Source organism: Nitratireductor kimnyeongensis (assembly GCF_019891395.1).
Taxonomy (GTDB): domain Bacteria; phylum Pseudomonadota; class Alphaproteobacteria; order Rhizobiales; family Rhizobiaceae; genus Nitratireductor; species Nitratireductor kimnyeongensis.
Genome location: NZ_CP078143.1, coordinates 2,880,065 through 2,904,337, shown reverse-complemented (window position 1 = coordinate 2,904,337; position 24,273 = coordinate 2,880,065). Strand labels below are relative to the sequence as shown.

The 24,273-nt window shown below is 60.1% G+C and carries 13 protein-coding genes; 6 read left to right on the top strand and 7 right to left on the bottom strand.

Annotated features, from left to right (window positions below; translation table 11 throughout):
- Positions 1 to 8 precede the first annotated feature (8 nt).
- Entirely contained in the window at positions 9 to 1,019 is a 1,011-nt protein-coding gene (locus KW403_RS13795; protein ID WP_223020039.1) for a BMP family ABC transporter substrate-binding protein, read from the bottom strand.
- Between the two features lie 215 nt (positions 1,020 to 1,234).
- On the opposite strand from KW403_RS13795, the gene KW403_RS13790 reads away from it, so the two are divergent.
- Positions 1,235 to 1,603 carry a cupin domain-containing protein gene (locus KW403_RS13790; protein ID WP_223020038.1) on the top strand — a complete coding sequence of 123 codons (369 nt, stop codon included), beginning with the start codon at positions 1,235 to 1,237 and terminating at the stop codon, positions 1,601 to 1,603.
- Positions 1,604 to 1,696: 93 nt separating this feature from the next.
- Here KW403_RS13790 and KW403_RS13785 read toward each other — a convergent pair whose 3' ends face one another.
- From KW403_RS13785 to KW403_RS13770, 4 genes are all read right to left on the bottom strand, one after another.
- Positions 1,697 to 2,410: a response regulator transcription factor gene (locus KW403_RS13785; RefSeq protein ID WP_246637790.1), complete on the bottom strand. Its 714-nt coding sequence runs from the start codon at positions 2,408 to 2,410 to the stop codon at positions 1,697 to 1,699.
- A 532-nt stretch (positions 2,411 to 2,942) separates the two neighbouring features.
- Positions 2,943 to 3,686 (bottom strand): Crp/Fnr family transcriptional regulator, encoded by a 744-nt coding sequence (locus KW403_RS13780; protein ID WP_223020036.1) that lies wholly within the window; start codon positions 3,684 to 3,686, stop codon positions 2,943 to 2,945.
- A gap of 319 nt (positions 3,687 to 4,005) precedes the next feature.
- Complete coding sequence (locus KW403_RS13775; RefSeq protein ID WP_223020035.1) at positions 4,006 to 5,214, bottom strand: polysaccharide pyruvyl transferase family protein; 1,209 nt, start codon at positions 5,212 to 5,214, stop codon at positions 4,006 to 4,008.
- A complete protein-coding gene (locus tag KW403_RS13770) occupies positions 5,211 to 6,620 on the bottom strand; it encodes a hypothetical protein (RefSeq protein ID WP_246637789.1) in 1,410 nt (469 codons plus the stop codon). The genes KW403_RS13775 and KW403_RS13770 overlap by 4 nt, the downstream gene beginning before the upstream one ends.
- Before the next feature lie 173 nt (positions 6,621 to 6,793).
- On the opposite strand from KW403_RS13770, the gene KW403_RS13765 reads away from it, so the two are divergent.
- From KW403_RS13765 to KW403_RS13745, 5 genes are all read left to right on the top strand, one after another.
- Positions 6,794 to 7,648 carry a glycoside hydrolase family 16 protein gene (locus KW403_RS13765; protein WP_246637788.1) on the top strand — a complete coding sequence of 285 codons (855 nt, stop codon included), beginning with the start codon at positions 6,794 to 6,796 and terminating at the stop codon, positions 7,646 to 7,648.
- Between the two features lie 343 nt (positions 7,649 to 7,991).
- Positions 7,992 to 9,848, top strand: a complete 1,857-nt coding sequence (locus tag KW403_RS13760) for an amino acid adenylation domain-containing protein (protein ID WP_246637787.1) — start codon at positions 7,992 to 7,994, stop codon at positions 9,846 to 9,848.
- The gene (locus KW403_RS13755; protein WP_246637786.1) at positions 9,845 to 17,839 is read left to right on the top strand and encodes a hybrid non-ribosomal peptide synthetase/type I polyketide synthase; all 7,995 of its coding nucleotides are present in this window, start codon (positions 9,845 to 9,847) and stop codon (positions 17,837 to 17,839) included. Before KW403_RS13760 ends, KW403_RS13755 begins: the two co-directional genes overlap by 4 nt.
- Positions 17,836 to 20,649: a condensation domain-containing protein gene (locus KW403_RS13750; protein WP_223020033.1), complete on the top strand. Its 2,814-nt coding sequence runs from the start codon at positions 17,836 to 17,838 to the stop codon at positions 20,647 to 20,649. The genes KW403_RS13755 and KW403_RS13750 overlap by 4 nt, the downstream gene beginning before the upstream one ends.
- Positions 20,609 to 22,249, top strand: a complete 1,641-nt coding sequence (locus tag KW403_RS13745) for a glucosamine inositolphosphorylceramide transferase family protein (protein ID WP_223020032.1) — start codon at positions 20,609 to 20,611, stop codon at positions 22,247 to 22,249. The genes KW403_RS13750 and KW403_RS13745 overlap by 41 nt, the downstream gene beginning before the upstream one ends.
- On the opposite strand, the gene KW403_RS13740 is transcribed toward KW403_RS13745, so the two are convergent.
- Both KW403_RS13740 and KW403_RS13735 read right to left on the bottom strand, forming a co-directional pair.
- Complete coding sequence (locus tag KW403_RS13740) at positions 22,219 to 23,025, bottom strand: 4'-phosphopantetheinyl transferase family protein (RefSeq protein WP_223020031.1); 807 nt, start codon at positions 23,023 to 23,025, stop codon at positions 22,219 to 22,221. The two genes, KW403_RS13745 and KW403_RS13740, sit on opposite strands and share 31 nt — an antisense overlap.
- On the bottom strand, positions 23,015 to 24,193 hold the full coding sequence (locus KW403_RS13735) for a DegT/DnrJ/EryC1/StrS family aminotransferase (protein WP_223020030.1): 1,179 nt from the start codon (positions 24,191 to 24,193) through the stop codon (positions 23,015 to 23,017). The genes KW403_RS13740 and KW403_RS13735 overlap by 11 nt, the downstream gene beginning before the upstream one ends.
- Positions 24,194 to 24,273 lie beyond the last annotated feature (80 nt).

Below are 24,273 nucleotides of genomic sequence, written 5' to 3'. Positions count from 1 at the left end.
TGGCGCGCTTATTTGGCGAACATCGGGTCTTCGAGTGTTAGCGAGCCGTCCTCGATCTGCCCTGCGACCTCACGCAATTTCGCCGCCACCTCCGGATGATCGGCAATCAGACAGCCGCTTTCAACCAGTTCGTCTTCTTCGAGAGCGATGGTCGATACGCCGCCTTCCTTGAGGCCGAGCGCCATGGTGAGCTTCTTCTCGCCTTCAAGGATCGCGCCGATGGCCTGAACCATGGCGTTGTCGACGCGCTTCAGCGTGACATCGACTACGTGGCCGGGCGCATTGGGGCACTGGTTCACATCGACGGAATAGACGTCGAAATCCTTTTCCTTCGCCGCCTCGAAGACGCCGAAATCACCGCCCGATGTGGCCGTGAAAATCTGGTCGGCACCGGCAGCGTTCATGGCCACCGCCTGCTCCTTGGCGCGCACCGGATCGGCAAACGGATTTTCACCGCCGACCCAGCGAATGTCGACAGAGGCGTCGGCATTCACCGATTTGACGCCATCGGCATAGGCATCCGTGTAGCGATGCAGGAAGGGGATATCGAGCGCACCGACAACGCCCACCTTGTTGCTTTCGGTCAGCATGCCGGCGGCAACGCCCACGAGATAACTCGCCTCATATTCGCGGAAGACCGCGCAATGCACATTGTCGGGCCGGTCGTCGATGCACTGGTCGACGATCAGGAACTGCGTGTCGGGTGCGGTTGGGGCGACCTGCTTGACGATGTCGTTAAACTCAAAACCCAGGAGCACGACGATGTCAGCGCCCTCGTTGACGGCGGCGTTGACGTTTTCAAGACGGTCTGCGGCTGTGCGGCTTTCATAGGTTTCGACATCGGCACCGTATTTTTCGCCCGCCTCCTCAATGCCGGCCTGGCCGAGTTTCAGGAAGGCGTTGACGCCGATCTGATCGGGAGAGACGTAGACGAAGAATTTATCCGCCGCAGATGCAGGCACGGTAAATGCTGTCGTTGCCAAAAGCCCCACCGCCAACCAATTTTTCAAACCCCTCATGCCACAACTCCCTGTTTGGTCTTTGGATCGCCGTGCGTCCGTCCGGACGCACTAAGGACGATCTGGATATTTGCTGGAGCATCGGAATAATCCGAAAACCGAATGCCACTTGTCGGTCCGATGCTCTAGTTGAATGCATACTGACGCACAGACGGGCCTTTGACAATTGTCAAGCTGGCTGATCATTGTGGAAGTTTGAATGAACGAGGTTGGTCATGGCTCCTTCATGGTTTGTGAAAAATACCGGTCAGGCGGAGTTCTGGACGGAGGAACGGTGCTTCATCACCGAGTTGATGAACACGACCACCTCGCCCGAAACCTCGCTGGCGATCGCCCGCGTCGAGCCTGGTGTGACCACCCAGTTGCACAGTTTGACAGGCATCTGCGAGCGCTATGTCGTGCGAAGGGGCGAAGGTGTCGTGGAGATCGACGGGCAGCGGCAGGCCCTGTCCGTTGGAGACCAGGCAATCATTCCGGCTGGCGCGGCGCAGCGCATTGTCAACACCGGGGTGGAGGATCTGGAATTCTATTGCGTTTGCACACCGCGCTTCACGCCTGAGACATACGTAAACCTCGAAGACTGACGGGCAAATAAAAGGGGCCGCTCTTTCGACCGACCCAAAACGTTTGCTGGCCTGAGTGTTTTGCTAACCCCTAATGGTCGGGCTTCCTGACCGTCAGGATTGCATTTCGCGAATTTTGTAGGCGACCTCGGTTCTGTTGGTCGCATTCAACTTTTTCATGATGTTGCGAATGTGCACTTTCACCGTGCTTTCGCAAAGCTGAAGTTCATAGGCGATGATCTTGTTTGCCTTGCCGCGCCGGAGCGCCTCGGCGACCTCGGCCTCGCGAGCGGTGAACAGATTTCCCAGTCCGACGACCCGGCTGCTGTTCGAATTGATGACATCGCGCATGGCCAGAACACCGCTGGCGGGAACGAAAACCCCGCCTGCCCGCGCCAAAAGAATAGCCTCGGCTGCGACGTCGACGCCAACATTGCTGGGTATGTACCCCTTAGCCCCTGCTTCCAGAGCCTTGAGGATCTGCCCCAGATCGTCCGTGTCCGCAATGACGATGACCGGCTGATTCTCGAATTCTTCAGCGAGGTCGTGAATCTCGTTGCAGATACCCTGCTCGGTAATTTTGCGGCTGCCGACAATCAGAAGCACAGCCTCGGGCTGTCGTCCCTCGGCAATCCTGTGCCATTCGTCCGAAGTCCCGACAGCGAAGATGTCGAGAGAAGGGTTCTGCGTTTCCAGACTGCGGGCCAGACATTCCCGATCCAGCACTCTGGGGTCAATCAAAAGGACGAGTTCCCGATCGGTCTCGTCCCGTGCTTCGTCCCATTCTTCCGAGGCGGTCGCCGCCAGGGCGCTGCCCGATGCTTTCATGAGTCCATGTAGATTATTGCTGCTGCTCTGCCCTATCTTTGCATGTTCCATGACCAATGCTCCCCAACACTCACCCAAGACAAACCCGAGTGATATTGGAGAAGCGCATTCTTTTTTTTATCGCACGCCCCACCCTCCACCGAAAAGTCTAACGGCGGTGCGACCCCCTCTCAGAGGCCCTCAACAGGATTATCACTTGGAAATATATTATCCCCACGACTGGGGAGATTTTGCATTAACATGGATCAATTTTATGCGAGAATCATTCAATATGATTATAACTGTAAAATACTTCATTAAGGTTGTAATCCATTCTGATCACCAGAAAAAATTGAAAAACTCGACCTTTCTGATGGAAGAACGCCCCTAATTCTCTCAAAATGGGATTTTGACACCACCGACGCGGCGTTTTCTCAGGCTTTCGATAGTCTATCAGAAGGGACTGCTGGCCTGACAAGCACCCAGCGGGTGTAATCACAGGCATTTCTGGAAAGTCGATATAATAGGATATACTAAAACGGACGAATAACTCTCAGGATGTGAGCGGATCGGCAATCGCGAGGTAAGACCCTTCGAAGCCTGTAGCGTCGATTAACCCGGCTCGGTTTTGAAACGTCACCACACCGCTGCGGAAGGACACATACCCGCTTTCGCGCAGTTTCCTCAAAACCCGATTGACGTGCACCACCGAAAGGCCGAGCGCGTCACCCAGGTCCACCTGTGTCAGGGGGCAGGCAAAGGAGCTTGCTCCCTGACCCTCATAAACGCCGACGCGAAATGAAAGCTCAAGCAGGAGATGCGCCACACGTTCAAACGCGCCTCGCCGGCTGATGTTCACAAAATGCTCTGCCGCACGTGCATAGCGCCGCGCCATTCCCTTGAGGATAAACTCGCGCACATGGCGTGGATAGGTCGAGAGGTTTTCGTAGATCGCGCCGGGAAATTCGAAGAGCGTGACCGCGGTGAGAGCCCTCACTTCCTCTCGCGCCCACTCGGTAGTTCCGACTGTGATCACATCGCCCGTCAGGGAGAAGTCGACCACCGTGCGAGAGCCGTCCTCAAGTTCCTTGCCGTTGGAAACCCAGCCGGAAACCACCAGAAGGACAGCACGCTTCTGGCCATCCATGTCCGCAATTGTATCACCGCTTGAATAGATGCGCTTGCGCAGCCCGGAATGGCTCGACTTGTTCGCCCCCATTCCGAACATGCCGCGCGCCGTTTCGGCCTCCAGATAATGCAGGATCTCCCTGTAATTTTCGGTGCCCCGAACCGGCATACTACCCCACATTCTGCGTGCCCGAGCGCTCACGGACCGGCTGTTGTCGCGACCAGAAGCACTCACGGGACACGTGACCGAGGTTTCGACGTTCCATCGGCAACCCCGGAGCTGCTTTTGGTCCCCAGGAGCCGATTATACTCCAGAAAACTCTGCAACGGGACAGGGAGAACACTAGACAACACAACTCCACGTCCAAATCACTAACACGTTAGCTGGCTTGGGATACGGCCGATGCGCTTCCGCGGTGCCCGGCCGGTGATCGTCGCTGTTCTGCGCTTTGGTTTTGACATCGAATGTTTGATCCTCGCTCCGATTTTCATGCCGATTCGCGTCGTGGGCCGCAGGTCGACGTCTTCAAATCCTCTGCCAGCCACTCTATCGCCTCTCTCGCTTTCTCCTTGTATCGAGGCAGATAGCGAGCATCGCGTTTCTGCCCCGATATCGTCAGGATGCGCTCTACAATGCTTCCCACCTCTCCTCTGTGCGTTGGGACGAAAAAAGGTTCACGATCAATCATCCGGAAGAAGGCTTCAACTTTCTGATCCCATCCCATACCAACCGGGGGGACACCTAACGCATAGGCTGTGATGCAGGCATGAAGCCGGTGCGCAACCACCACATCGAGTGTCCCAAGCAGGGCAACAAGCTCCTGCGGTGTGTCTGGGCGCCCGGCAAAGCGGCATCGCTTAAAGGCCGCGGTTCGCGTGTCGGCGATTTTGCTTTCGATCTGCTTGAGACAGGCGTGATCCTCGACGGCGCCGTTGGTGAAGAAGACCACATCGCGCCCCGAATCCAAAAGAGCGGCTGCCAAGGCGACGTAATCCGGCACGGTTGCCAGCGGTATATGCTGCACCTGCGCACCTGCGTGGCGTTTAAGGATGAGCGGATGTGTCACGCATAAACCGACGAGCGGTCGGACACGCTTCTGCACATCACGGCTTTGCGGCTGCAGCGTCAAAGCCGGATCAGGTGCGAGTTCCGGGCTCGGCCGGTCAGGAAAGTGCTCCTGCCAGTTCCGCCGGGCATCAGGATCCCGTACAGTAACGCGAATGACCTTACACCTGCGGAGCGTGCCGAACAGTATGGCAGCACGGCGCGACCAGTGTTGCCCGACGCCGACAGCGTGGATTGCCACCGGCCGCCCCTGCTCACAGCAAAGCTCCAGCACCTGAGCGATCTTCAAAGGGAAGTTCAGATCATCGTCCTGGAAGAGATTGCCACCACCGATGATCACCGCATCGGCAGCGGCAATCTTTTCCCGCCAGCTTTCCCGAAGAGCGGACAATTTTGAACCAATCACGCGCTCAACCAGCATACGACGCGCAAGCGGAGGCATGGATTGCAAGAGCCTCAGAGCTCCCGAACGCCCCTGATCCTGATTTCCATAGGACGTCCGCCCGGCCAGATCCACGGTTTCGATTTCAGCGTCCGGCAATGCGAGCCCCAGCTGCCTCTCCAGACATTCAGCCAGAATACCGTCTCCCAGATTTGGGCTGTACCTGACGTTGAATATGACAATTCTCATTGCGCCGCCTCCACCGCCCTGGGCCGGCGTCCCTTCGCCTTGGCCGGAACCCACCGCAACGCGGAGGCGCTGCCTGCCAGAATAAAAAACAGGAGCCCAAGATCGTAGACGGTTCCAGAGATCATCGCTTCGCATAACCCTGCGAACACACCCGCCTTGGCAGCCCGCATGGTCGTATGCTCCTGGATCCCGCCGGCGTTCTTCATCATCAGAGTGTTGCCGACAAACAGGGCGAACAGGACGGCACCGATCAATCCGACATTCGACAAAAGCACGAGTGCGTAGCTGGAGGCACGAGCGCTGCCGAGCCCCGCTCCCCACCCCCATGTATCCAGGAAAACCTGGAAGGCCACCGCGTTCCATTGCATGCGTTCGCGCGCAGACTGGCTGTTGAGTTTGGAGTAAAGCGTCTCGTCCAGAAACTCCTGCACGGCCTTCGCAAATTCCGGCATCAGTACAAGAACCAGCATAAAGCATAGCGGCACGGCGAGAATTGCCAGTGCAATGGCACCAGGACGCCCCGTGGCATGTCCACCGTAGGACGCTGGCAATGCTCGCCAGAAAAGAAAAACCAACACCATGGCGAGGCTGACCAATGCGGTCGTCGAGGTGGAGAGAAGAAGAGCAAGCAAGAGCAGGCCGGAGATCAAACCGCTCATCGCCGTGCGCATGCGATCAATCCACAAACTCGCTGTAAAGGCGAACAGTACAATGGTGTAACCCGCAAAGGCCGAGGCCTCGGGGAATGTCCCGGATATCCGCTTGAAACCCGCCTTCTCCGCCCCGGTCAACAGCGCGTAGTTTGCAGTGCGAATGAAATCGAACAAATGCGCCGTGCCGGTTCGGTAGGTCACGACATCGAGAAGCGCAAAAACGAGGTTGGCGATGCCGAGAAACAGCATCGCATTGATCACGTCGCGGGCTGCGCCGCCAGATTTGAGATAGGCGTATGTGAAAGCGAAGCAGAGCAGACCACCGAGAGCATAGATCGTTTGGGTGATGTTATTGCTGGAGAATGACAGTGGCGTGAGATCAATGATGCGATGACCAGCGGAGGACCGCAAAACGATCATCGTTTCCGTCACACCTTCCATCAGACGGGGCAGGAAAAGTGCTGAGAAGACACCGTAGATGGTGAGCAGCAACAGCCAGATGCCGGGCGATGCCGAAGACACCGCTGCAAGAACTGGCTTTTCGCCGTAAGCCATGAACAAACGCAGGCAATAAAAGGCGAGCAAGAGGCTGGGAATGAGAACCGAAGCTCCCCCCAGACCAGGGACACCGAAAGCGGCCGCAGCACCAAACAGTGTCGAGAAAACGATGACGTAAAAGGCCAGCCGGGGCGGTGATACAAGGACGCCCGCCCCAACAACTAGCGCTAAAAATCCCAGCAATTCGATGCGCATTGTGCGCCTCGCCCTTAAGCCGCAGAGGCGGCGTAAAACCCGATTAAGGATACCACGCCGACAATAGAGCGTCCTGTTCTGCCGGATACCACTTATGGCCAATGGGGCCGCATTTGGTCGAGTTCCGAGGCAAAGTCGGGGAATGCTATTCTGCCTGACAGGAGGTCACTGCAGTGCCATTCGCCCCAGAAAAACCAGCTCGTCTGACACGCCGGCGCGCACTCGCTGGCGGCGCTGCGGCTTTGGGCGCCCCCCTAGTCACTGTATTCGCACCCGTATCAACCGGTGCAGAGGATCAACTCGCAATCCGATCTGACATACTGAATGTGGAGGCGATGCAGATCGCCTTCGACGAGGATTTCTCCACACTTGACGTTTCGGCCTGGGGTCCGGGGACGCGCTGGATCGCTCACACGCCCTGGTCAGGGGATTTCGGCGGCGCGCGGTTTGCCAATCCCGGTGAACGATCACCGTTCCGCATTGTCGACGGCAATTTGCGCATTGAGGCGAGGCGCGACCCGGAAGGCGAATGGCAATCAGGGCTGCTCGCCTCGGTGGATCCGGATGGAAACGGGTTTTCTCAGCAATACGGCTACTTCGAAATGCGTGCGCGATTGCCCGAGGGACCGGGTGTCTGGCCGGCCTTCTGGTTGATCGGTAAAGATCGCTCAACGGCCACAGCGGAGATCGATATATTCGAGTTCTACGGCGACAAGCCGGACGGTTATTCCTCAGTCGTACATGTCTGGCATCGGGACGGACGCCACTATTCCCGCTTTCATAGAAACGCGGTTTTTGTGGAGGCAAGGCCTGATGCGTTTCATACATATGGGGTGAAAGTGGATCCGGACTGGATCCGGTTTTACTTCGATCGGGAATTCGTCTGGAAGACAGAAACGCAGCCCGAACATCGGCAGCCGCTTTATATTCTGCTCAATCTCGCTCTCGTGGACGGCCCAACCAGAGACGCCACGCCCGACCCCTCGCACATGATAGTCGACTACGTGCGGGCTTACCGCCTCGACTAAGATTTCTAATGCTTTGGGATAGGCCCCTTCCTTCTCCCAATACCCCCACCCCCGAATGGTCTATACGCAGAAAAGCACAAGGCATCCGGTCGACCCGCAGATCATCCAGATGGCCATCTGTCTCTTTGCCAACGTGCGTGAAATCCTTCTCCTCGAAGGCATGAGAACCAATTTTCTCCCGCGCCTCCCCTATAATCAGTGAGCGTTCTCGGATGCTCGAAACATAGGCGCGGGCTTTTTCGGGCGGGGCGTCTACATGCATCATAAGCAGCAACACGCTGAGCGATCCGGGTTTAATGGTAGCGCCGTACAGCCAGCGCCACCGCGCGCCTATGATCGCAATATGGCACTACACGACATCGTGGCCGAGGTCGCATACGCCAACCCCGATGCCACTGCCATCTCGTTCGACGACATGGAGATGACGTATGGCGCCTTCGACCGCATCGCGTCGAAACTCGCCGCCCGCATCATGTCCATGGGGGTGCGCAAGGGAGACATCGTGGGGCTTCTTCTGCCTCGTTCAGCCAAAACGCTCATCGCCAAGCTGGCGATCCTCAAGGCAGGGGCAGCCTATGCCCCGTTTGATCCAGCCTACCCCGCGGAACACCTCTCCTACGTGTTGGAAGACAGTGCCCCCCGTGCACTCATGATCGACCGAGAAAGCACCTCGCTCGCTGCAAACCTTCCGATAGCGGGCGCCCGCCTTGTCGATATCGATAAAGCGCTTTCGGAATCGGCCGGCGACGATCCCAAAACGGCATTCCCCTCCATTGGCGGTGGGGATGCGGCTTATGTGATGTACACGTCCGGCTCGACGGGACGCCCAAAGGGGGTTGTGATACCGCATCGTGGCATCCAACGACTTGTGTGTGACCAGAATTTTGTCGATTTCCGCCCCTATGACGTGGTGCTGCACACCGCCTCCATATCATTCGACGCGTCGACTTTCGAAATCTGGGGGGCACTTCTCAACGGGGCGCATCTTACAGGCATAGGCGACCGCACGCTGTCCATGCAGCGGATCGCCACGACGATCGAGAGCAAGCGCGTCTCGATTGCACTTTTGACGACCGGGCTCTTCAATCTCCTAGTTGATCATGCAGGCGGCAATTTCGGTTCGCTCCGGCAAATGCTCTTTGGCGGCGAAGTGGCTTCCGCCGACCATGTGAGGCGCTTCCTCCAAGCCCATCCGTCCTGTGTTCTCACCAATGTGTATGGTCCCACGGAAGTCTCCTGCATGGCGTCGACATACGAAGTTCCGTCCGATTTTGCAGGTGACACTGTGCCCATCGGCTACTCCATCGCCAACAATGGCGTTCACATTCTCGATGACGACTTCAACGAGCTTTCACCGGGCCGGGAAGGCCAACTTGCGGTGTCTGGCGACGGGCTCGCCATCGGTTATCTGAACCGGCCGGAGTTGACCGAGGAGCGCTTTGTCACGATCCGCACGGCAACCGGTGAGACCCTGCGTTGCTATCTGACAGGTGACATGGCGGTTATGGATCCGGACGGTCTCCTGCACTTCCGGGGGCGGCGGGACCGACAGGTCAAGATCGATGGCAAACGCATCGAGCTTGACGAGATCGAGACGGTCTTGCGCCGCGACAACGCCCTCGCCGATGCGGTGGTGCAGTGCCATCAGGCCGGACCGGTCAAGCGGCTGGTCGCTTATCTGCGTCCTCGTTCGATGAACGGGCTCGACGAGATCGAATTCGCGGCCGGTGTGCTGACCCGGCTGAAGGGGCTCCTGCCGGCCCATATGGTACCGGGACGGGCGATCGTCCTGCAGGCGTTTCCGCTCAATCGCTCGGGAAAGGTCGACCGCACGCGGCTGCCGAACCCGATAGAGACAGCACCGACCGTCACTGCTTCCAACGCGCCGCCGTCCCAGGGCATCGAAGGCATGATCGCGCGACACTGGCGCGCGGTGCTCGGCACCGATGCGGTCGGCCTGGATCAGAACTTCTTCGATCTCGGCGGCACATCCATGCAGCTCATGCGGGTGCATGCGGTGCTGGAACAGGAGCTTGGACGCAGCATCGACGTGGTGAGCGTGTTCGAGCATGCGAAAATCCGCGCTCTGGCCCGCTTTCTTCAGAAAGCACCAGATGGTGACCAACCGGGCTTTGAAGCCCGCAATCGTGCTGCGCGACAGAAGCGGGGCATGTCGCAGTTTCGTCGGAGCAGACAATGAGCGGGTATATTCCGATGCAGTCTCAGCCGATGGAGCCTGAGACGGGACTGGATGAGGGCATCGGCAGCGTTGCTATCATCGGCATGGCCGGGCGGTTTCCCGGTGCGCCATCGGTCGATGCGCTGTGGCAGATGGTGCGCGAGGGGCGGCATGCCTTCCGCACCTTTGCGGCCGATGAAATCGAGGACGCCTATGACGAGGCGACGCGCGCCTCGCCGGACTATGTGCCCTCCCGCCCTTATCTGGACGATGTGGGCATGTTCGATGCGGAATTCTTCGGCATCTATCCGCGCGAGGCGGCGGTGCTCGACCCGCAGTTCCGGCTGTTTCTGGAAATCTGCTGGGAAGCGCTGGAAAGTGCGGGCTGCGACCCCTTTGGCCCGAAACAGTCGATCGGCGTCTTCGCCGGCTCGGCGATGAGCACCTATCTCATCAACAACATCCTGTCGGACCGGAAAAAGGCCGAAGCCTTCACCTCCGGCTATCAGGTCGAGATGTTCAACGAACTGGTGGGCGCAATCAACGACACGCTGGCGACGCGTGTTGCCTACAAGCTCAACCTGAAAGGGCCGGCCTTCACCATCCAGTCGGCCTGCTCCACATCGCTCCTGGCGGTGACGCAGGCCTGCCAGAACCTTTTGACCTATGGCTGCGACATGGCGCTGGCGGGCGGTGTGTCGATCTCGGTGCCGCAGAAGCGCGGCTACATTCACATGGAAGGCGGCATGGTTTCGCCGGACGGTTTCTGCCGGCCCTTCGATGCGCAGGCAGGCGGCACGGTGTTCGGCAGCGGCGGCGGCGTGGTGCTTCTGAAACGGCTCGAAGACGCCATCGACGATGGCGACACGATCCACGCGGTCATTCGCGGCTATGGCGTCAACAATGACGGCGCGGACAAGGTGGGCTACACCGCACCCAGCGTTTCTGGACAGGCCGACGCGATTGCGGCGGCCCTTGCCAGTGCCGGCATCGACCCCGAGAGCATCGGTTATGTGGAATGCCACGGCACCGCAACGCCGCTCGGCGATCCCATCGAGTTCAACGGCCTGATGAACGCTTTTGGCGGCGATGGCGCTGAAGGCCACTGCGCGCTCGGGTCCGTGAAAGGCAATATCGGCCATCTGGACGCCGCTGCGGGCGTGACGGGTCTCATCAAGGCAGCGCTCGTGGTGCGCGATGGCGAGATCCCGCCGGTGGCAAATTTCAAATCGCCCAACCCGCATATGGCGCTGAAGAACAGTCTGTTCCGCGTCCCTACGGAGCTCGCAGCATGGAAGGGGGAGGGCGTGAAGCGTCGAGCCGGTGTGAGCTCCTTCGGCGTTGGCGGAACCAATGTTCATGTGGTGCTCGAGCAGGCGCCCATGAGGCCTGCCCCATCAGAAGAATTGCCCGACAAGCCGCTCATTCTCCCGCTTTCGGCGCGGAACGAGGCGGCGCTTGCCGCGATGCGCAAGAATCTGGCCAATGCACTGCGCGACAGCACAGAGCCGCTCGCCACCCTAGCGCACACTCTGCAACAGGGACGGCATGCTTTCTCGAAACGAACCGCGGTCATCGCACGCACGCGAGAGGAGGCGATTGCGGCGCTTGACTCTGAACGCCCGATCAGCGGCGTGGCAGCACAGGATGCTCCCCCTGTGGTCTTCATGTTCCCAGGGCAAGGGGCGCAGCATGTGGGCATGGGTGGCGCTCTTTATGACAACGAACCTGTCTTTGCCAAATGGATCGACAAGGGTGCTGATTTTCTTGAGCCTCTGATTGGCCGCGACATTCGCGATTTCATCCGACTTCCCGACGGCAACGTACCGCAAGATCTTTCCGAAGCACTGCGCGACACGCAGATCGCCCAGCCTGCCCTCTTTCTCGTCGAATATGCGACGGCAAAACTCTGGATTCGCCGTGGCCTCATGCCCGAAGCTATGATCGGCCACAGCGTGGGTGAATTCGTTGCCGCCGCGCTTTCGGGCACGATGCGCTTCGAGGATGCGCTCGGGCTGGTCGCAGCACGCGGGCGGCTGATGCAGAGCCAGCCCAGGGGAGCCATGGTTTCGGTGCGGGCGGAGGCTGAAACGATCGCTGTGCATCTTTGCAACGGGGTGCAGGTCGCAGCCGCCAATGCGCCAAAACTCAGCGTCATCTCCGGCACATTCGAGGCAATGGACGAGACATGCGCAGCGCTTGACGCGGCGGGCATCGCCTATAGCCGGCTGCACACGTCGCACGCCTTCCATTCGGCGATGATGGACGAGGCAGCCAAAGCGCTTGAACTAGAGACGGCAAAGGTCGAGTACGGTCCATCCACCATTCCCTACATTTCCTGTGTCAGCGGCGACTGGCAGACGGATGCACAGAGCGCTTCGCCCGCATACTGGGCGCGTCACTGCCGCGACGCGGTGCGCTTTGCCGAGGGTATCAAGGCCGTCGCGCGCGAGCGCAGATCGGTTTTCGTCGAGGTCGGTCCCGGCCGTACGCTTTCGGTTTTCACCGCGCAGACGCTGAAGCGCGATGAGATCGCCGCCATTATCCAGTCCCTGCCCGAACACGACCGCGCATCCTTTGGCGAGGACGTTTTCGCCGAAGCCCATGCGCGGTCGTGGATCGCCGGCTGCGGGCTCGACTGGCCGGCCCTGCCACAGACGGCCCGGCGGAAAATTCCGCTGCCGACCTATCCCTTCCAGCGCCAGATGCACTGGATCGACGCACCGACGCCACAGAACCGGGCGCATGCGGCTTCTGCCGCCCCGCTGCCCGAAACACCGGCACAAGCAATCTCTACAGACGGAATGAGCCCAATGACCGCTGAATCTTCGACAACCGACCGGCGCACCACGCTGGAACGCGCCCTGACCACCCTTCTCTCTGACCTTTCAGGCGAAGACCTGCCAGACGATGCAGCCGGCGCGACTTTTCTGGAACTTGGCTTCGATTCCCTCTTCATTGGCCAGTTCGCGCAGAAGGTGGAGAAGGAATACAAGATCAAGCTCTCCTTCCGCGAACTGCTCGGCAACATCCCGACGATTCACGAATTGGCGCGACACCTGGACGCCGAACTGCCGGCAGATGCCATGCAGCAGGCGTCTTCCACTCCGGTGGCTCAGGTCCCCCCCACGCCGGACGTCGCGTCTGCTGCGCCATCTTCAGTGGCGAATGGAACTCCACAGGCGCCTCATGGGCTCGAAGCGCTTTTCCAGTCCCAGTTGCAGATGGCGCAGCAACTTTTTGCGCAGCAGATGCAGACTATTCAGTCGCTTGGCGGCTCCATCCCAGCGGCGGCACCTTTAGCGGCGCCGCAGCTTGCTCCGGGACCAACCGCTATGCCCGCGCCTGACACAGGTGGCGACGAGAGCGAAATCGGCGGCGGCCGCATCCGTGTGTACAAGCCCGGCGCGCAGGCCGGCGAAAAGGCGCTCACGGAGGAAAAACGCGGTTTCATCAACGGTCTGGTCGTCCGCTATTGCGAGAAGAACGCCCGGTCCAAAGCGTTCACGCAGGAACATCGACCGCATCTGGCCGACCCGCGCGCTGCCTCCGGTTTCCGTGCCGACTGGAAGGAACTTGTTTTTCCGATTGTCTGCGACCGCTCGAAGGGGTCGCGCATCTGGGACATAGACGGCAATGAATATATCGATCTCGTGAACGGCATGGGACAAACCGCCTTCGGCCACGCACCCAACTTTGTGATCGAGGCAATCCGTGCCCAGACCGACAAGGGATTTGCCATTGGCCCGCAGACACCGCTTGCCGGCGAAGTGGCGGACCTGATCAGCGAACTGACCGGGCACAGCCGCGTCACCTTCTGCAACACCGGATCGGAAGCGGTTATGGCGGCCATGCGGGTTGCGCGCACGGTGACGGGCCGCAACCGCATCGTCGTTTTCGGCAATGATTATCACGGCCAGTTCGACGAAGTTCTGGTGAAGGGCCGCAGCCGTGCGGGGCAGCATCGCACCTTGCCCATAGCCGCCGGCATTCCCACAGATTCCCTGTCGAACATCACGGTTCTGCCCTATGGCGCGTATGAGAGTCTCGACTGGATCCGCGCCAATGCAGACGAGCTTGCGGCAGTCATCATCGAGCCGGTGCAAAGCCGCCATCCGGAGCTGCAGCCGATCGAATTCGTGCGTGCGTTACGGACCGTCGCAACGGAACGCGATTTCGCGCTGGTGTTCGACGAGGTGGTGACGGGCTTCCGCGTCGACCCCGGCGGCATGCAGGCCGTATGGGGCATACGCGGCGACCTCGCCACCTATGGCAAGGTGCTGGGCGGCGGAATGCCGATCGGCGTTCTGGCCGGTGACAGCCGTTATATGGATGCGCTCGATGGCGGTCACTGGGATTATGGCGATGACAGCGTACCAATGGTCGCGCCGACTTTCTTTGCAGGCACATTCGTGCGCCATCCTGTCGTGCTGGCGGCGACACGCGCCGTGCTCGAGCACATCAAGGGTGAAGGCCGTGCGCTCTACGATCGGGTGGCCACCCGCACGGAAACGCTTGTCACGGAGCTGAACGGCCAGCTTTCGGATCGCGGGATTGCGACGCAGATCCATGGCTACAAAAGCTGGTTCGTGACAGATTTCGGCAATGCCGACCCGCTCGGCGCGCTTTTTTATCCCTATGCGCGGATGCAGGGCCTGCATGTCCAGGATGGTTATCCCTGTTTCCTGACGACCGCGCATTCGGAAGAGGACTTTTCGCGCATTGCAATGGTCTTCGGCGAGACGCTCGACGCGCTTCAAGGCGCCGGCATTCTGACCGCCGATGACGGACGGGCTGAGCGCCCCACCGCGAAGCCCCTACAGGAGACGCCGCAACAGGCACCGCTGACCGAGGCGCAGAAGGAAATCTGGCTTGCAGCCCAGGCCGGCGACGAAGCCTCCTGTTCTTTCAACGAATCCTTCAATCTCACGCTTACCGGCACGCTGGACGAAGCAGCATTCCGCAAGGCGTTCGACCTGGTCGTGGCGCGACACAATGCGCTTCACATCCGTTTTGCGCGGACGGGCAAGCATTTCGAGGTGACACCCGATTTCCGCATCGACATGCCGTTAACGGAGGCCTCGGACACCGCAGCGCTTGCACAGATCGTTGAGCGCGAGGCGCGCACCCCCTTCGATCTCGTCAACGGTCCGCTGGCGCGCGCAGAACTCGTTCGGCTTTCAAACGACCGGCACGTGCTTGTCTTCACGGCCCATCACATCGTCTGCGATGGCTGGTCGGCGAATGTCCTGATCGAGGAACTGGGAACGGCCTATAGCGCGCTTGCGCGGGGCGAGACGCCTGACCTGCCCCCGGCACTGGCTTTTTCCACCTATGCGCAGACGCGCGCGAGCCGATCGGAGGACGATGAAGAGACGGAGCGGTTCTGGCTTTCGCAGTTTGAAACCGTGCCGGACCTGCCGGATTTGCCAAACGAAAGGCCGCGTCCCGAAACACGCAGTTTTGCCGGCGGCACTGTAACCGCGCATATCGACCGCGATGTCTACAAGAGGCTGAAGAAGGCAGGTGCAAAGAACGGCGCGACGCTGTTTTCTACCCTGCTCGCAGCCATGCAGGTGATGATCGCGCGTCTTTCGGGGAGCGATGACATCGTGATCGCCGTACCTTCGGCAGGCCAAAGCCTGCTTGATCACGAAATCCTGGTCGGCCATTGCGTCAATCTTCTGCCCCTGCGCCAGAGACTTGATGAAGAACGGTCCTTCGCCGAGCATTTGAAGGACACGCAGCAACTGGTTCTTCAGGCCTTCGAGCATCAGGACTTTACCTATGGAACACTGGTGCGGAAGCTTGGCATGAAACGCGACCCAAGTCGCCTGCCCCTGACCGAAATTCAGTTCAACCTGGAGCGGGTGACGAAGGGAATGGATTTTGGCGGGCTTGCCGCCAAGGTCACGCCCAACCCCAAGGCGTTTTCGAATTTCGACATGTTCGCCAACGTGATCGAGAGCGAAGACGGCATCCGCATCGATGTCGACTACAACGGCGACGTGTTCGATCCGGAAACCATCGAACGCTGGCTCGGCCATTTCGCCACGCTCGTGGGGGCGCTGGCAGAGGATATGTCCAAACCCATCGAGCGTCTGCCGCTTATGTCTCAGAACGAAATGGACTGGCTTGCCTATGAGCTCAATCAGACGCAAGCGGCCTATGACGACGAACGCTTTGCGTTCGAGCTGTTTGGCGTCCGCGCGGCCGAAACGCCCGACGCCATTGCCGCCACTCATGGCGAGGAAAGCATCACCTATGGCGAACTCGATGCGCGAAGCTGGCAGATGGCGCGACTGCTCCAGGAAAAGCTACTCGTGCCCGGCTGCCGTGTGGCGGTGGCGCTCGACCGCTCCATAGACATGCTGGTAACGCTGCTGGCGATCATGAAGGCCGACCACATCTATGTTCCGCTCGATCCGGATCACCCCGAGGCGCGCCTGCGGCAGACCATGGAGGCGGCCAAAATCTCCGCATTGATCTGCAACAGTGACAGGATTGCCGACCTCACCGGTGATGACGTGCTGCCGATCATGCTCGATGACGAGCGCGAAGCGATTGCTGCCAGGGATGCGGCACCGCTCGAGGAACGGGTTTATGGCACTGATGCTGCAGCCTACATCATCTTCACTTCCGGCTCGACCGGCGTACCCAAGGGTGTCGAGGTTCCGCACAACGCTCTCGTCAATTTCCTCACTTCCATGGCGAAGCAACCCGGCTTTGCGGCGGACGACACATTGCTTGCCGTGACGACCATTTCCTTCGACATCGCCGCGCTGGAACTCTACCTGCCGCTGATCTGCGGTGGCCGCGTGGTGATCGCCGACCGGATCGAGGTGCAGGACGGGTTCCGACTGGTCAAGCGTCTCGACGACTGTGGCGCAACCGTTTTGCAGGCCACACCAACCCTCTGGCAGATGCTTGTCGAAGCGGGGCTAGGCGAGAGGAGATCGCTCAAGATGCTGTGCGGCGGTGAACCGCTGCCGGCCGCGCTGGCACACAGCCTGTGTGCGCTGGGAGGCGAACTGTGGAACATGTACGGGCCGACCGAGACCACGATCTGGTCCTCATTCGCGCGGATCGATGATCCGGATGCGCCGATCACGATCGGCCAGCCCATCGCCAACACGCAACTCTACATATTGGACGCGCGCAACCGGCTTGCGCCTGTGGGAGCGATGGGCGAACTGAACATCGGCGGTGATGGGCTCGCCATCGGCTATTTCAACAATGCTGAACAGACGCAGGCTGCGTTCCGCAACGTATCGATTGGCGGCGTCCCGCAGCGGCTTTACAAAACAGGCGACATCGGGCGGCGCATGCCGGATGGGTCGCTGCAGCTTCTGGGACGCCGCGACAACCAGATCAAGCTGCGCGGTTTCCGTATCGAACTCGGCGATATCGAGGCAGTTATCGCAAAGGCCGAGGGCGTGCGCCAGTGCGCTGTTGTGGCGCCCTTGAACCGCAACGGCGATCGGCAGCTCGTCTGCCACATCGTGCCGGACGACCCGGCGAACCCGCCTGAGCCAAAGGCGCTGAGCGCGCATGGGAACGGGCTTCTTCCCGGCCACATGGTGCCTGCCTTCTGGGTCAATGCCGAGGCGCTGCCTCAGACGGCCAATGGCAAGCTCGACCGCAAGACGCTCGAGAAACAGGGCATTCCGCGCCAGGAAGCAGCTGTCATTCGCACCGCGCCGCGCACCCCCATGGAAGAAAAACTTTCAGCCATCTGGCGCGACGTTCTCAACATTCCCCAAATCGGCGTCGAGGAGAACATCTACGCATTAGGGGCGGATTCGCTGAGCATATTTCGCATTGCGGCCCGGATGATCGATGCCGGCCTGCCGCTGGAGGCGCGACACCTCCTGCAGCACCCCACCATCGGGGAATTGGCGCTGATCGCAGATGAGACCGACGGCGAGACCGTGAACGGCGTCAGGCCGCATGTGCCTTCGCTGAAGGATTTCCGGCATGGCGCGCGCCGCCGCATGGAGGCCCACGGATGAGCGACATCGACAACCTGATTCAGACTGCCGCGGCAGGCGATATCATCGGCGAGTTTCCCTGCACGCAAACGCAGATGCGCTGCTGGTTCCTGGATCGCCTGAATCCTGGAAACCCCGCGCTCAACGTTGCTGTGCGGTGGGAAATCCGTGGAGATTTCAGGACCGAGAGCATCGAGGCGGCTTTCCGGCAGATCATCAAGCGCCACGAGATCCTGCGAACCCGTTTCGTGGAAACCGACGGGCAACCCATGCAGCAGGTGGTGCACGGGGTCGAGTTCCGCATGCCTGTGATCGACTTGCGCCACGTGGCCGAAGACCAGCGGGAAGCACGCATTCAATCGATCAGCAAGGAAACGGCGGCAGCGCCCTTCGACCTCGGTCAGCCGGGGCTGTTTCGCGTCACGCTTCTGATGGTGGAGAACAGGCGCGGTTTCATTCTCATCACCGCACACCAGAGTTGCTTCGACGGCTGGTCGATCCGCGTTCTGGGGCGGGAGGTGGGAGAACTTGCAGCAGCGATCGACTCAAAACGCGCCCCGCGCCTGCCGGAGCTGGCGCTGCAGTATGGCGATTTCGCTCTGTGGCAGGAGGAATACCGCAACAGTTACGGCTTTGAAACGGAAAAGACCTACTGGCGCGAGCAATTGCGTGATGCGCCCTATTTCGAGATCAGGCCGGACCGGCCGCGCGGCCGCGTGAAGACCAGCCGAGGCGATATCCTGTCCGCGGTGCTGCCCTTGGAGTTCGGCGAGCGGATCGAAGCGGCTGCCCGTGCTCATCACGTGTCACTGTTCAGTTACGGTGCAGCTGTGATCAGCGCGGGACTCCACCACTATACGGGCAAGCGCGAGGTGTTGTTCGGAACGCAGATTGCCGGCCGCGAGGATGTGGATCTGGAAAGTCTGATCGGGGTTTTCATCAACAATCTCGTTCTGCGTTTCGACATTGCCGAAGAGCTGAGTTTCGTCGATCACCTGTCTCGCGTCAGCGCAACGGTGGGTGCGGCCCTCAACCACCAGAAAATGCCATTCAACAATCTGGTCGAACTGATCAATCCGGTGCGGGATCCTTCCCGCAATCCGCTCGTCTCGGTGAACTTCAACCAGCAAAGGGCCTTTCTGGAAGATACACGTTATGGCGATTTCGAGCTCATCAGTGCGCCCTCGCAATCGCCGGGCGTCATTTATGATCTGAACTTCATCATGATCGGCCGCCCGACCGGCTGGCGCATGTCGGTGGAGTACAACACCGATCTTTTCGACGAGGCGACGGTGCGTGAACTGCTCGATCTGTGGCAGAAAGCCTACGCCTTCGCGCTCGACAATCCGCAGGCGAAGATCGGCACGATGGCGGGGCCGGTTCGTGCCGGCGCATTGCCGAAGGAAGCGCAGCCGGAACCGGCATCGCGGCTGGAAGCGCTGCTTCTCGCACACCCGAATGTCGCCGATGTCGCGGTCCGGCGAGACGGACCGTCCGTCCGGCCCCACGCCTTCGTGGTGCCGACTGCAGGGCTCTTGGTGCCGCTCGAAGCCCTTCCGGCGCAACTGAACGCCTATCTGGCAGATCGGCTGCCAGAGGAAGAGTTACCCGCCGCAATCAGCGTTCTTCTTTCCCTGCCAAAACAGGCAGACGGCACGCTGGAATTGCCAGCGATATTGTCTCCTGTGCCACCGCCCAAAGCCAATGTCCCCGCCCCGGTTCCAGCGAAAGACCCGTCCGCGCCGGCAGACAAACAGACGGAACTTGGCCAGATCTGGGCGCATGTGCTTGACGTTTCGCGGGTCGGCCCCGGCGATGATTTCTTTGCCCTGGGCGGCCATTCACTTCTGGCTCTCAGAATGTTTTCCGGTGTGCGCGAGGCCTTCGGTATCCAGCCCGACCTCGCCCTCCTGTTCAGGGAACCGACGCTATCGGGCTTCGCCACCGCGATCTTCGGCACACAACCTTTACCCATGGAAAATCCTGAGGATGACTCATCGGACACGGTCGAGTGGGAAACCGCCATCTATCGGCAGGGAAGCGGACATTGCGCTGTCTACACGCTCAACCACCCGTTCCTCTATTATCGGATGGCAAAGTCTCTTCCCGGCCATGCCTCGGTGGTCAATCTGCACATGTTCAATGCGCGGATCGATAAAGAAACGGAAGGATTTTCGCTCGAAAAGATCGCCGGCGATGCGGTGGACGCCATGCAGCTTGGCGACACGCCCAAAACCGTCGCGCTTGTGGGTCTTTGCGTCAACGGCATTCTCGCCGCCGAGATGACCCGACAGCTTCGCGCCCAGGGGCACGAAGTGCGTTTCGTCGCACTGATCGACAGCTGGGCGCCCGGATATGTGCGCTCGCAACCTGCCCTCACCCGCTGGCAGTGGAACACCGAGAAAAGGGCAAAGCGTCTCGCCTATTTCACCGGCAAGCTTCTGCGCGGACGCATGTCGCTATTGACCTATCTGAAGGAGTTCAGTTTCTCTTTGAGGCTCATCGAACGCTTTGCCCCGGCCCGTGCCATGAATGCCGAGGAAGAGACGACCGAAGCCGTCACCCAGTATCTGGTTCGAGCGGCACGGCGTTACACCCCGCGCGCGCTGTCAGGCGAAACTGTTCTTTTCTTCCGCAGCCAAGCCACTCACAACCGGGCAAGACGGCTGCAATTCGGATGGCGCGGTTTCGTGTCGGAAGATTCGCCGGTATTCGATCTCAGTGGCTGGCACGAGGATTCGCTCAGCGACATGGGTATCGACAAGCTTTCTGCCGTGCTCGGAGAGCGCCTTGAATTGGGAGGCAGCGCTGAGCACCTCTCCAGAACATAAGAGCGGGCAAAAGTCAGCGCCTGCTGCCCCCTTGCGCATCGGCATCGTTCGCCGGCAGGGACAGCCATTCGAGAACTGGGAGCTTCAGCTCATCGAAAGGCTGCTTGCGGACCGTCGTTTCCATCTGGTTGCGTTCCTTAACGCTTCGAAACGGGCGGGAGAAAACCAAGCCGGCATGCTGACCAGAATGGTGGCCCAGCTTGACGGCGCACTTTTCGCACGACAGTCCGACTATGGCGCAAAGCGGTTCGAGCGCGCTCGAGGAACCATACTTACCATCCCGCTGGATAACGTGGTGGAGGATGGCGACCGGAACAGGCTGCAACTCGACCTGATCCTGCGTCACTTCGATGTAAAATTGCCAGATCCCGTCCTTCGGAACCTCCCGCGCGGTGTCTGGTCGCTCAGTCATGTTTACACGCAGTGGGGCTCGGCAAGCTGGGACGGCATTGCCGACATGTCGGCCGGTGCTCCGACAAGCCAGCTCTCGCTGTTTCTGGAAACGGCACGACAACCGGAAAGGCGCGTCATCGCCCAAGCCGAATTCAACGTGAAATTCAGTGCAGCGCGCAATGCAGCCTTCATCAAGGAAAAATCAGTTCTGCTTCTGATGCGAGAACTCAGGCGCATTGCAGAGACCCGCAAACTGCCAGTGCCGCGCAAAGCCCCCGATGCCGTCCAGGCGCTCAGCCCACCTGGCGTTTTCAAGACCGGCCGCTATGCAGCGGCACTTGCAAAAAACATCGCACAGCGTGCGTTGAAAACCGTGCGTCGGGCGGCGCATCAGGAAACTACTGTCTGGACGTTGTTCAGCGGACGCGGTGCGATAGACGATTTCGATCCGAGCGAAGCCATTGAGATTCCGCCGACGGACACGGCCATCAAGGCAGACCCCTTCCTGTTTCATCACGAGGGACGAACCTACCTCTTCTACGAAAACTACGCGCTTGGCGACGAACGGGCTCATATCGCGGTGGGCGAGATCACACGCAGCGGCTTTGAACCCATCGGGATCGCGCTGGGCGGCACCGAACACCTCTCCTTCCCCTTCGTTTTCCGCGAGGGAGACGAGATTTTCCTCATGCCCGAGACACATCAAAGGAAACGCATCGAGATCTGGCGTGCAGTCAGCTTTCCATTGATCTGGGAGCCCTATTCCCGTGCTTTCGAAGGATGGTCAACAGCCGATAGCACCCTATTCAAACATCGCGGCCAGTGGTGGCTTTTCACCAATCTCTCGGAGCATCATGCATTCGAAGATCACTGCTCCGCGCTCTACGCATTTCAGGTGGACGGACCGGCATTGAAACGGGTCGTTCCCCATCGCCGAAACCCGATCGTTGTGGGCAGCGCCACGGCACGCAATGCCGGCCGCATCTTCTCGCGTCATCGCCGGCTCTACCGGCCCGCGCAATACAATGCGCACGGCATCTATGGCTACGGCCTCAACATCATGGAGATAGAGCAGCTCGACATGGATGAATATCGGGAGACGTGCGTGCGCCGCATCCTGCCCGATTTCAAACCCGGGCTGACCGGATGCCATCATTTCGATGCAAGCGGCTCACGCTATATTCTGGATGCGCGGCTCAACGCCTGATGACGTTCGATCCGTGCTGCGGGCCGCCAGGCCCCGCGCCTCTCTCGCCGGTCAGGCTGAAGCATCGAGCCGCGATAGTTCAGCGAAACGGCATTGCCCGCCGTCAATGCCGCGACCGCTCCGACATAGCCACGCGGCAGGGTCAGATTCAAAAACTGCCATTGGGCCGGCGCGTCCTCCACGCCATCGAGCCGGAGCAATCGCGGGTCTCCGAGGGGGTCGATCGTTACGTCGAAGGATTCAAGTGGCAGCGAAAGTCCGGCGCCATGCGCCTTTACGAACGCTTCCTTGCGTGTCCAGCATCGGAAGAACGCTCCAAGATAATCCTGCGGCGACAGCGCCATCAGCGCTTCGTTTTCCGCTTTGGAGAAGAAGTGTTCGGCCAGATTCTCGCGAAATGGGAGCACGCGTTCGATATCGATGCCCAACTGATAGCGGTCCGAAACCGCCAGAACTGCCGTGGGGCCGCTATGGCTCAGATTGAAATGCAGCGGCGGTTCGCCCCGCCCCGCAAGCCGCGGCTTGCCGAATGCATTGTATGAGAACGAAAGCCGGTTTGCCGCAACCCCCAGATACGAACCGAGGATTGCCCTCAACCGGCCCCGCCCGGCGATGAAACGCAGCCGGTGTTGCTCATGCGCGAAGCGCGAGGCGCGTGCGAACTCCGCCATGTTCAACGCCGAGACAAGCGGCGGCAGCGCCTCGAGCGGCACGTCGAGGGACCATTGCCAGACATCGATCGTTCCGGCACCGATGCTCACGGGTTTAAGCTGCATAGGAGAACCGCCTTTGCTGTGCACTGCGGCCTGCCATCCGGCGGGCGAGATAGGCCATGAGCGCCGTTGGATAATTTTCGCCGAGGCTGATCCGACAGGTGCGCTGGAGAATATCGAGCGAGCGGGCGCACATGTCGGGCCCGTATTCCACATCGGTCGAAGCCCAGTCATACGGGTTCATGGCGGAATGGAATGCCCGTTTCTCCAGGATTGGCGCCCAATGGGTGCACACGTGCCGGCTGGAATCGAAGACCCGGTAGACACCGCGCCTGTTGGAGGCGGCAAACGCCTTGGCCTCGCCTTCCGTCTCGAACAGAAGGTGAAGCCCAACCGCGTTTTGCGGGTCGTTGTGAGGGCCGAGCCGAAAAGCGTCACTGCCCGACAGGATGTGCGACATGACCTGATGCCGCCTGCGCATGCGGCGCAGCATGGGGTCGAGCTTTGCCAGCTGCACGTTGAGCATTGCACCCTGGATCTGGCTCGCCTTGAAGTTCACGCCGAAAAAGCTCGGCTCGTTGTAATTGTCGAGATGCCCGCGAAAGAGTTCACCCACATCGTGATACATCCGCGCGCGGGCGAAAAACCGATCGCTTTGCGAGGCCACCGCACCGCCCTCGCCGATGTTCATGTTCTTGAACTGGTTGAAGCTGAAGGCGCCAATATCGCCAATCGTACCGACGCGGCGACCCCGATAGCTCACCCCCACCGCCTGGCAGGCGTCCTCAATGACCAAGAGCCCGTTCTTGCGGGCCAGGGCCGTTATCGCTTCCATGTCACAGACCATGTTGGCCATGTGCACCGGCAGAATAGCCCGGGTGCGCGATGTGATCTTGCGCGCAATGTCTTCGGGATTCATGGTCAGCGTTTCGTCGATATCGACGATGACCGGAACAGCTCCCACCGCGAGCACCGAAGCGGCAGTCGCAATCCACGTATAGGCAGGCACCAGCACCTCGTCGCCGGGCCCTACACCAGAAGCAGCCAGCGCGCTGATCAATGCGCCGGTGCCGCTGCTGACTGTCAACACATGCTTGACGCCGAATTTTTCGGAGAATGCCTTCTCGAACCGATCGAGCGGCCCCTCGCCGGGCCCGCCATACCGGGCAAGACGCCCCGAGGCGATGACCCCGCCAATGGCAAGCCACTCACGCAAACCAACTTTTGCCATGGTGTTTTCCCGCTTGGCCAAGGGGCAAGCCATGCCCCCGGCACCCCAATTGTTCTTGAAGCGTATGTCCGAGCCATCCG

Bases quoted from the DNA above. Each gene is read 5' to 3' on its own strand.
- KW403_RS13795 (WP_223020039.1), bottom strand. From the start codon at position 1,019: ATGAGGGGTTTGAAAAATTGGTTGGCGGTGGGGCTTTTGGCAACGACA.
- KW403_RS13790 (WP_223020038.1), top strand. From the start codon at position 1,235: ATGGCTCCTTCATGGTTTGTGAAAAATACCGGTCAGGCGGAGTTCTGG.
- KW403_RS13785 (WP_246637790.1), bottom strand. From the start codon at position 2,410: ATGAAAGCATCGGGCAGCGCCCTGGCGGCGACCGCCTCGGAAGAATGG.
- KW403_RS13780 (WP_223020036.1), bottom strand. From the start codon at position 3,686: ATGCCGGTTCGGGGCACCGAAAATTACAGGGAGATCCTGCATTATCTG.
- KW403_RS13775 (WP_223020035.1), bottom strand. From the start codon at position 5,214: ATGAGAATTGTCATATTCAACGTCAGGTACAGCCCAAATCTGGGAGAC.
- KW403_RS13770 (WP_246637789.1), bottom strand. From the start codon at position 6,620: ATGCGCATCGAATTGCTGGGATTTTTAGCGCTAGTTGTTGGGGCGGGC.
- KW403_RS13760 (WP_246637787.1), top strand. From the start codon at position 7,992: ATGGCACTACACGACATCGTGGCCGAGGTCGCATACGCCAACCCCGAT.
- KW403_RS13755 (WP_246637786.1), top strand. From the start codon at position 9,845: ATGAGCGGGTATATTCCGATGCAGTCTCAGCCGATGGAGCCTGAGACG.
- KW403_RS13750 (WP_223020033.1), top strand. From the start codon at position 17,836: ATGAGCGACATCGACAACCTGATTCAGACTGCCGCGGCAGGCGATATC.
- KW403_RS13740 (WP_223020031.1), bottom strand. From the start codon at position 23,025: ATGCAGCTTAAACCCGTGAGCATCGGTGCCGGAACGATCGATGTCTGG.
- KW403_RS13735 (WP_223020030.1), bottom strand. From the start codon at position 24,193: ATGGCAAAAGTTGGTTTGCGTGAGTGGCTTGCCATTGGCGGGGTCATC.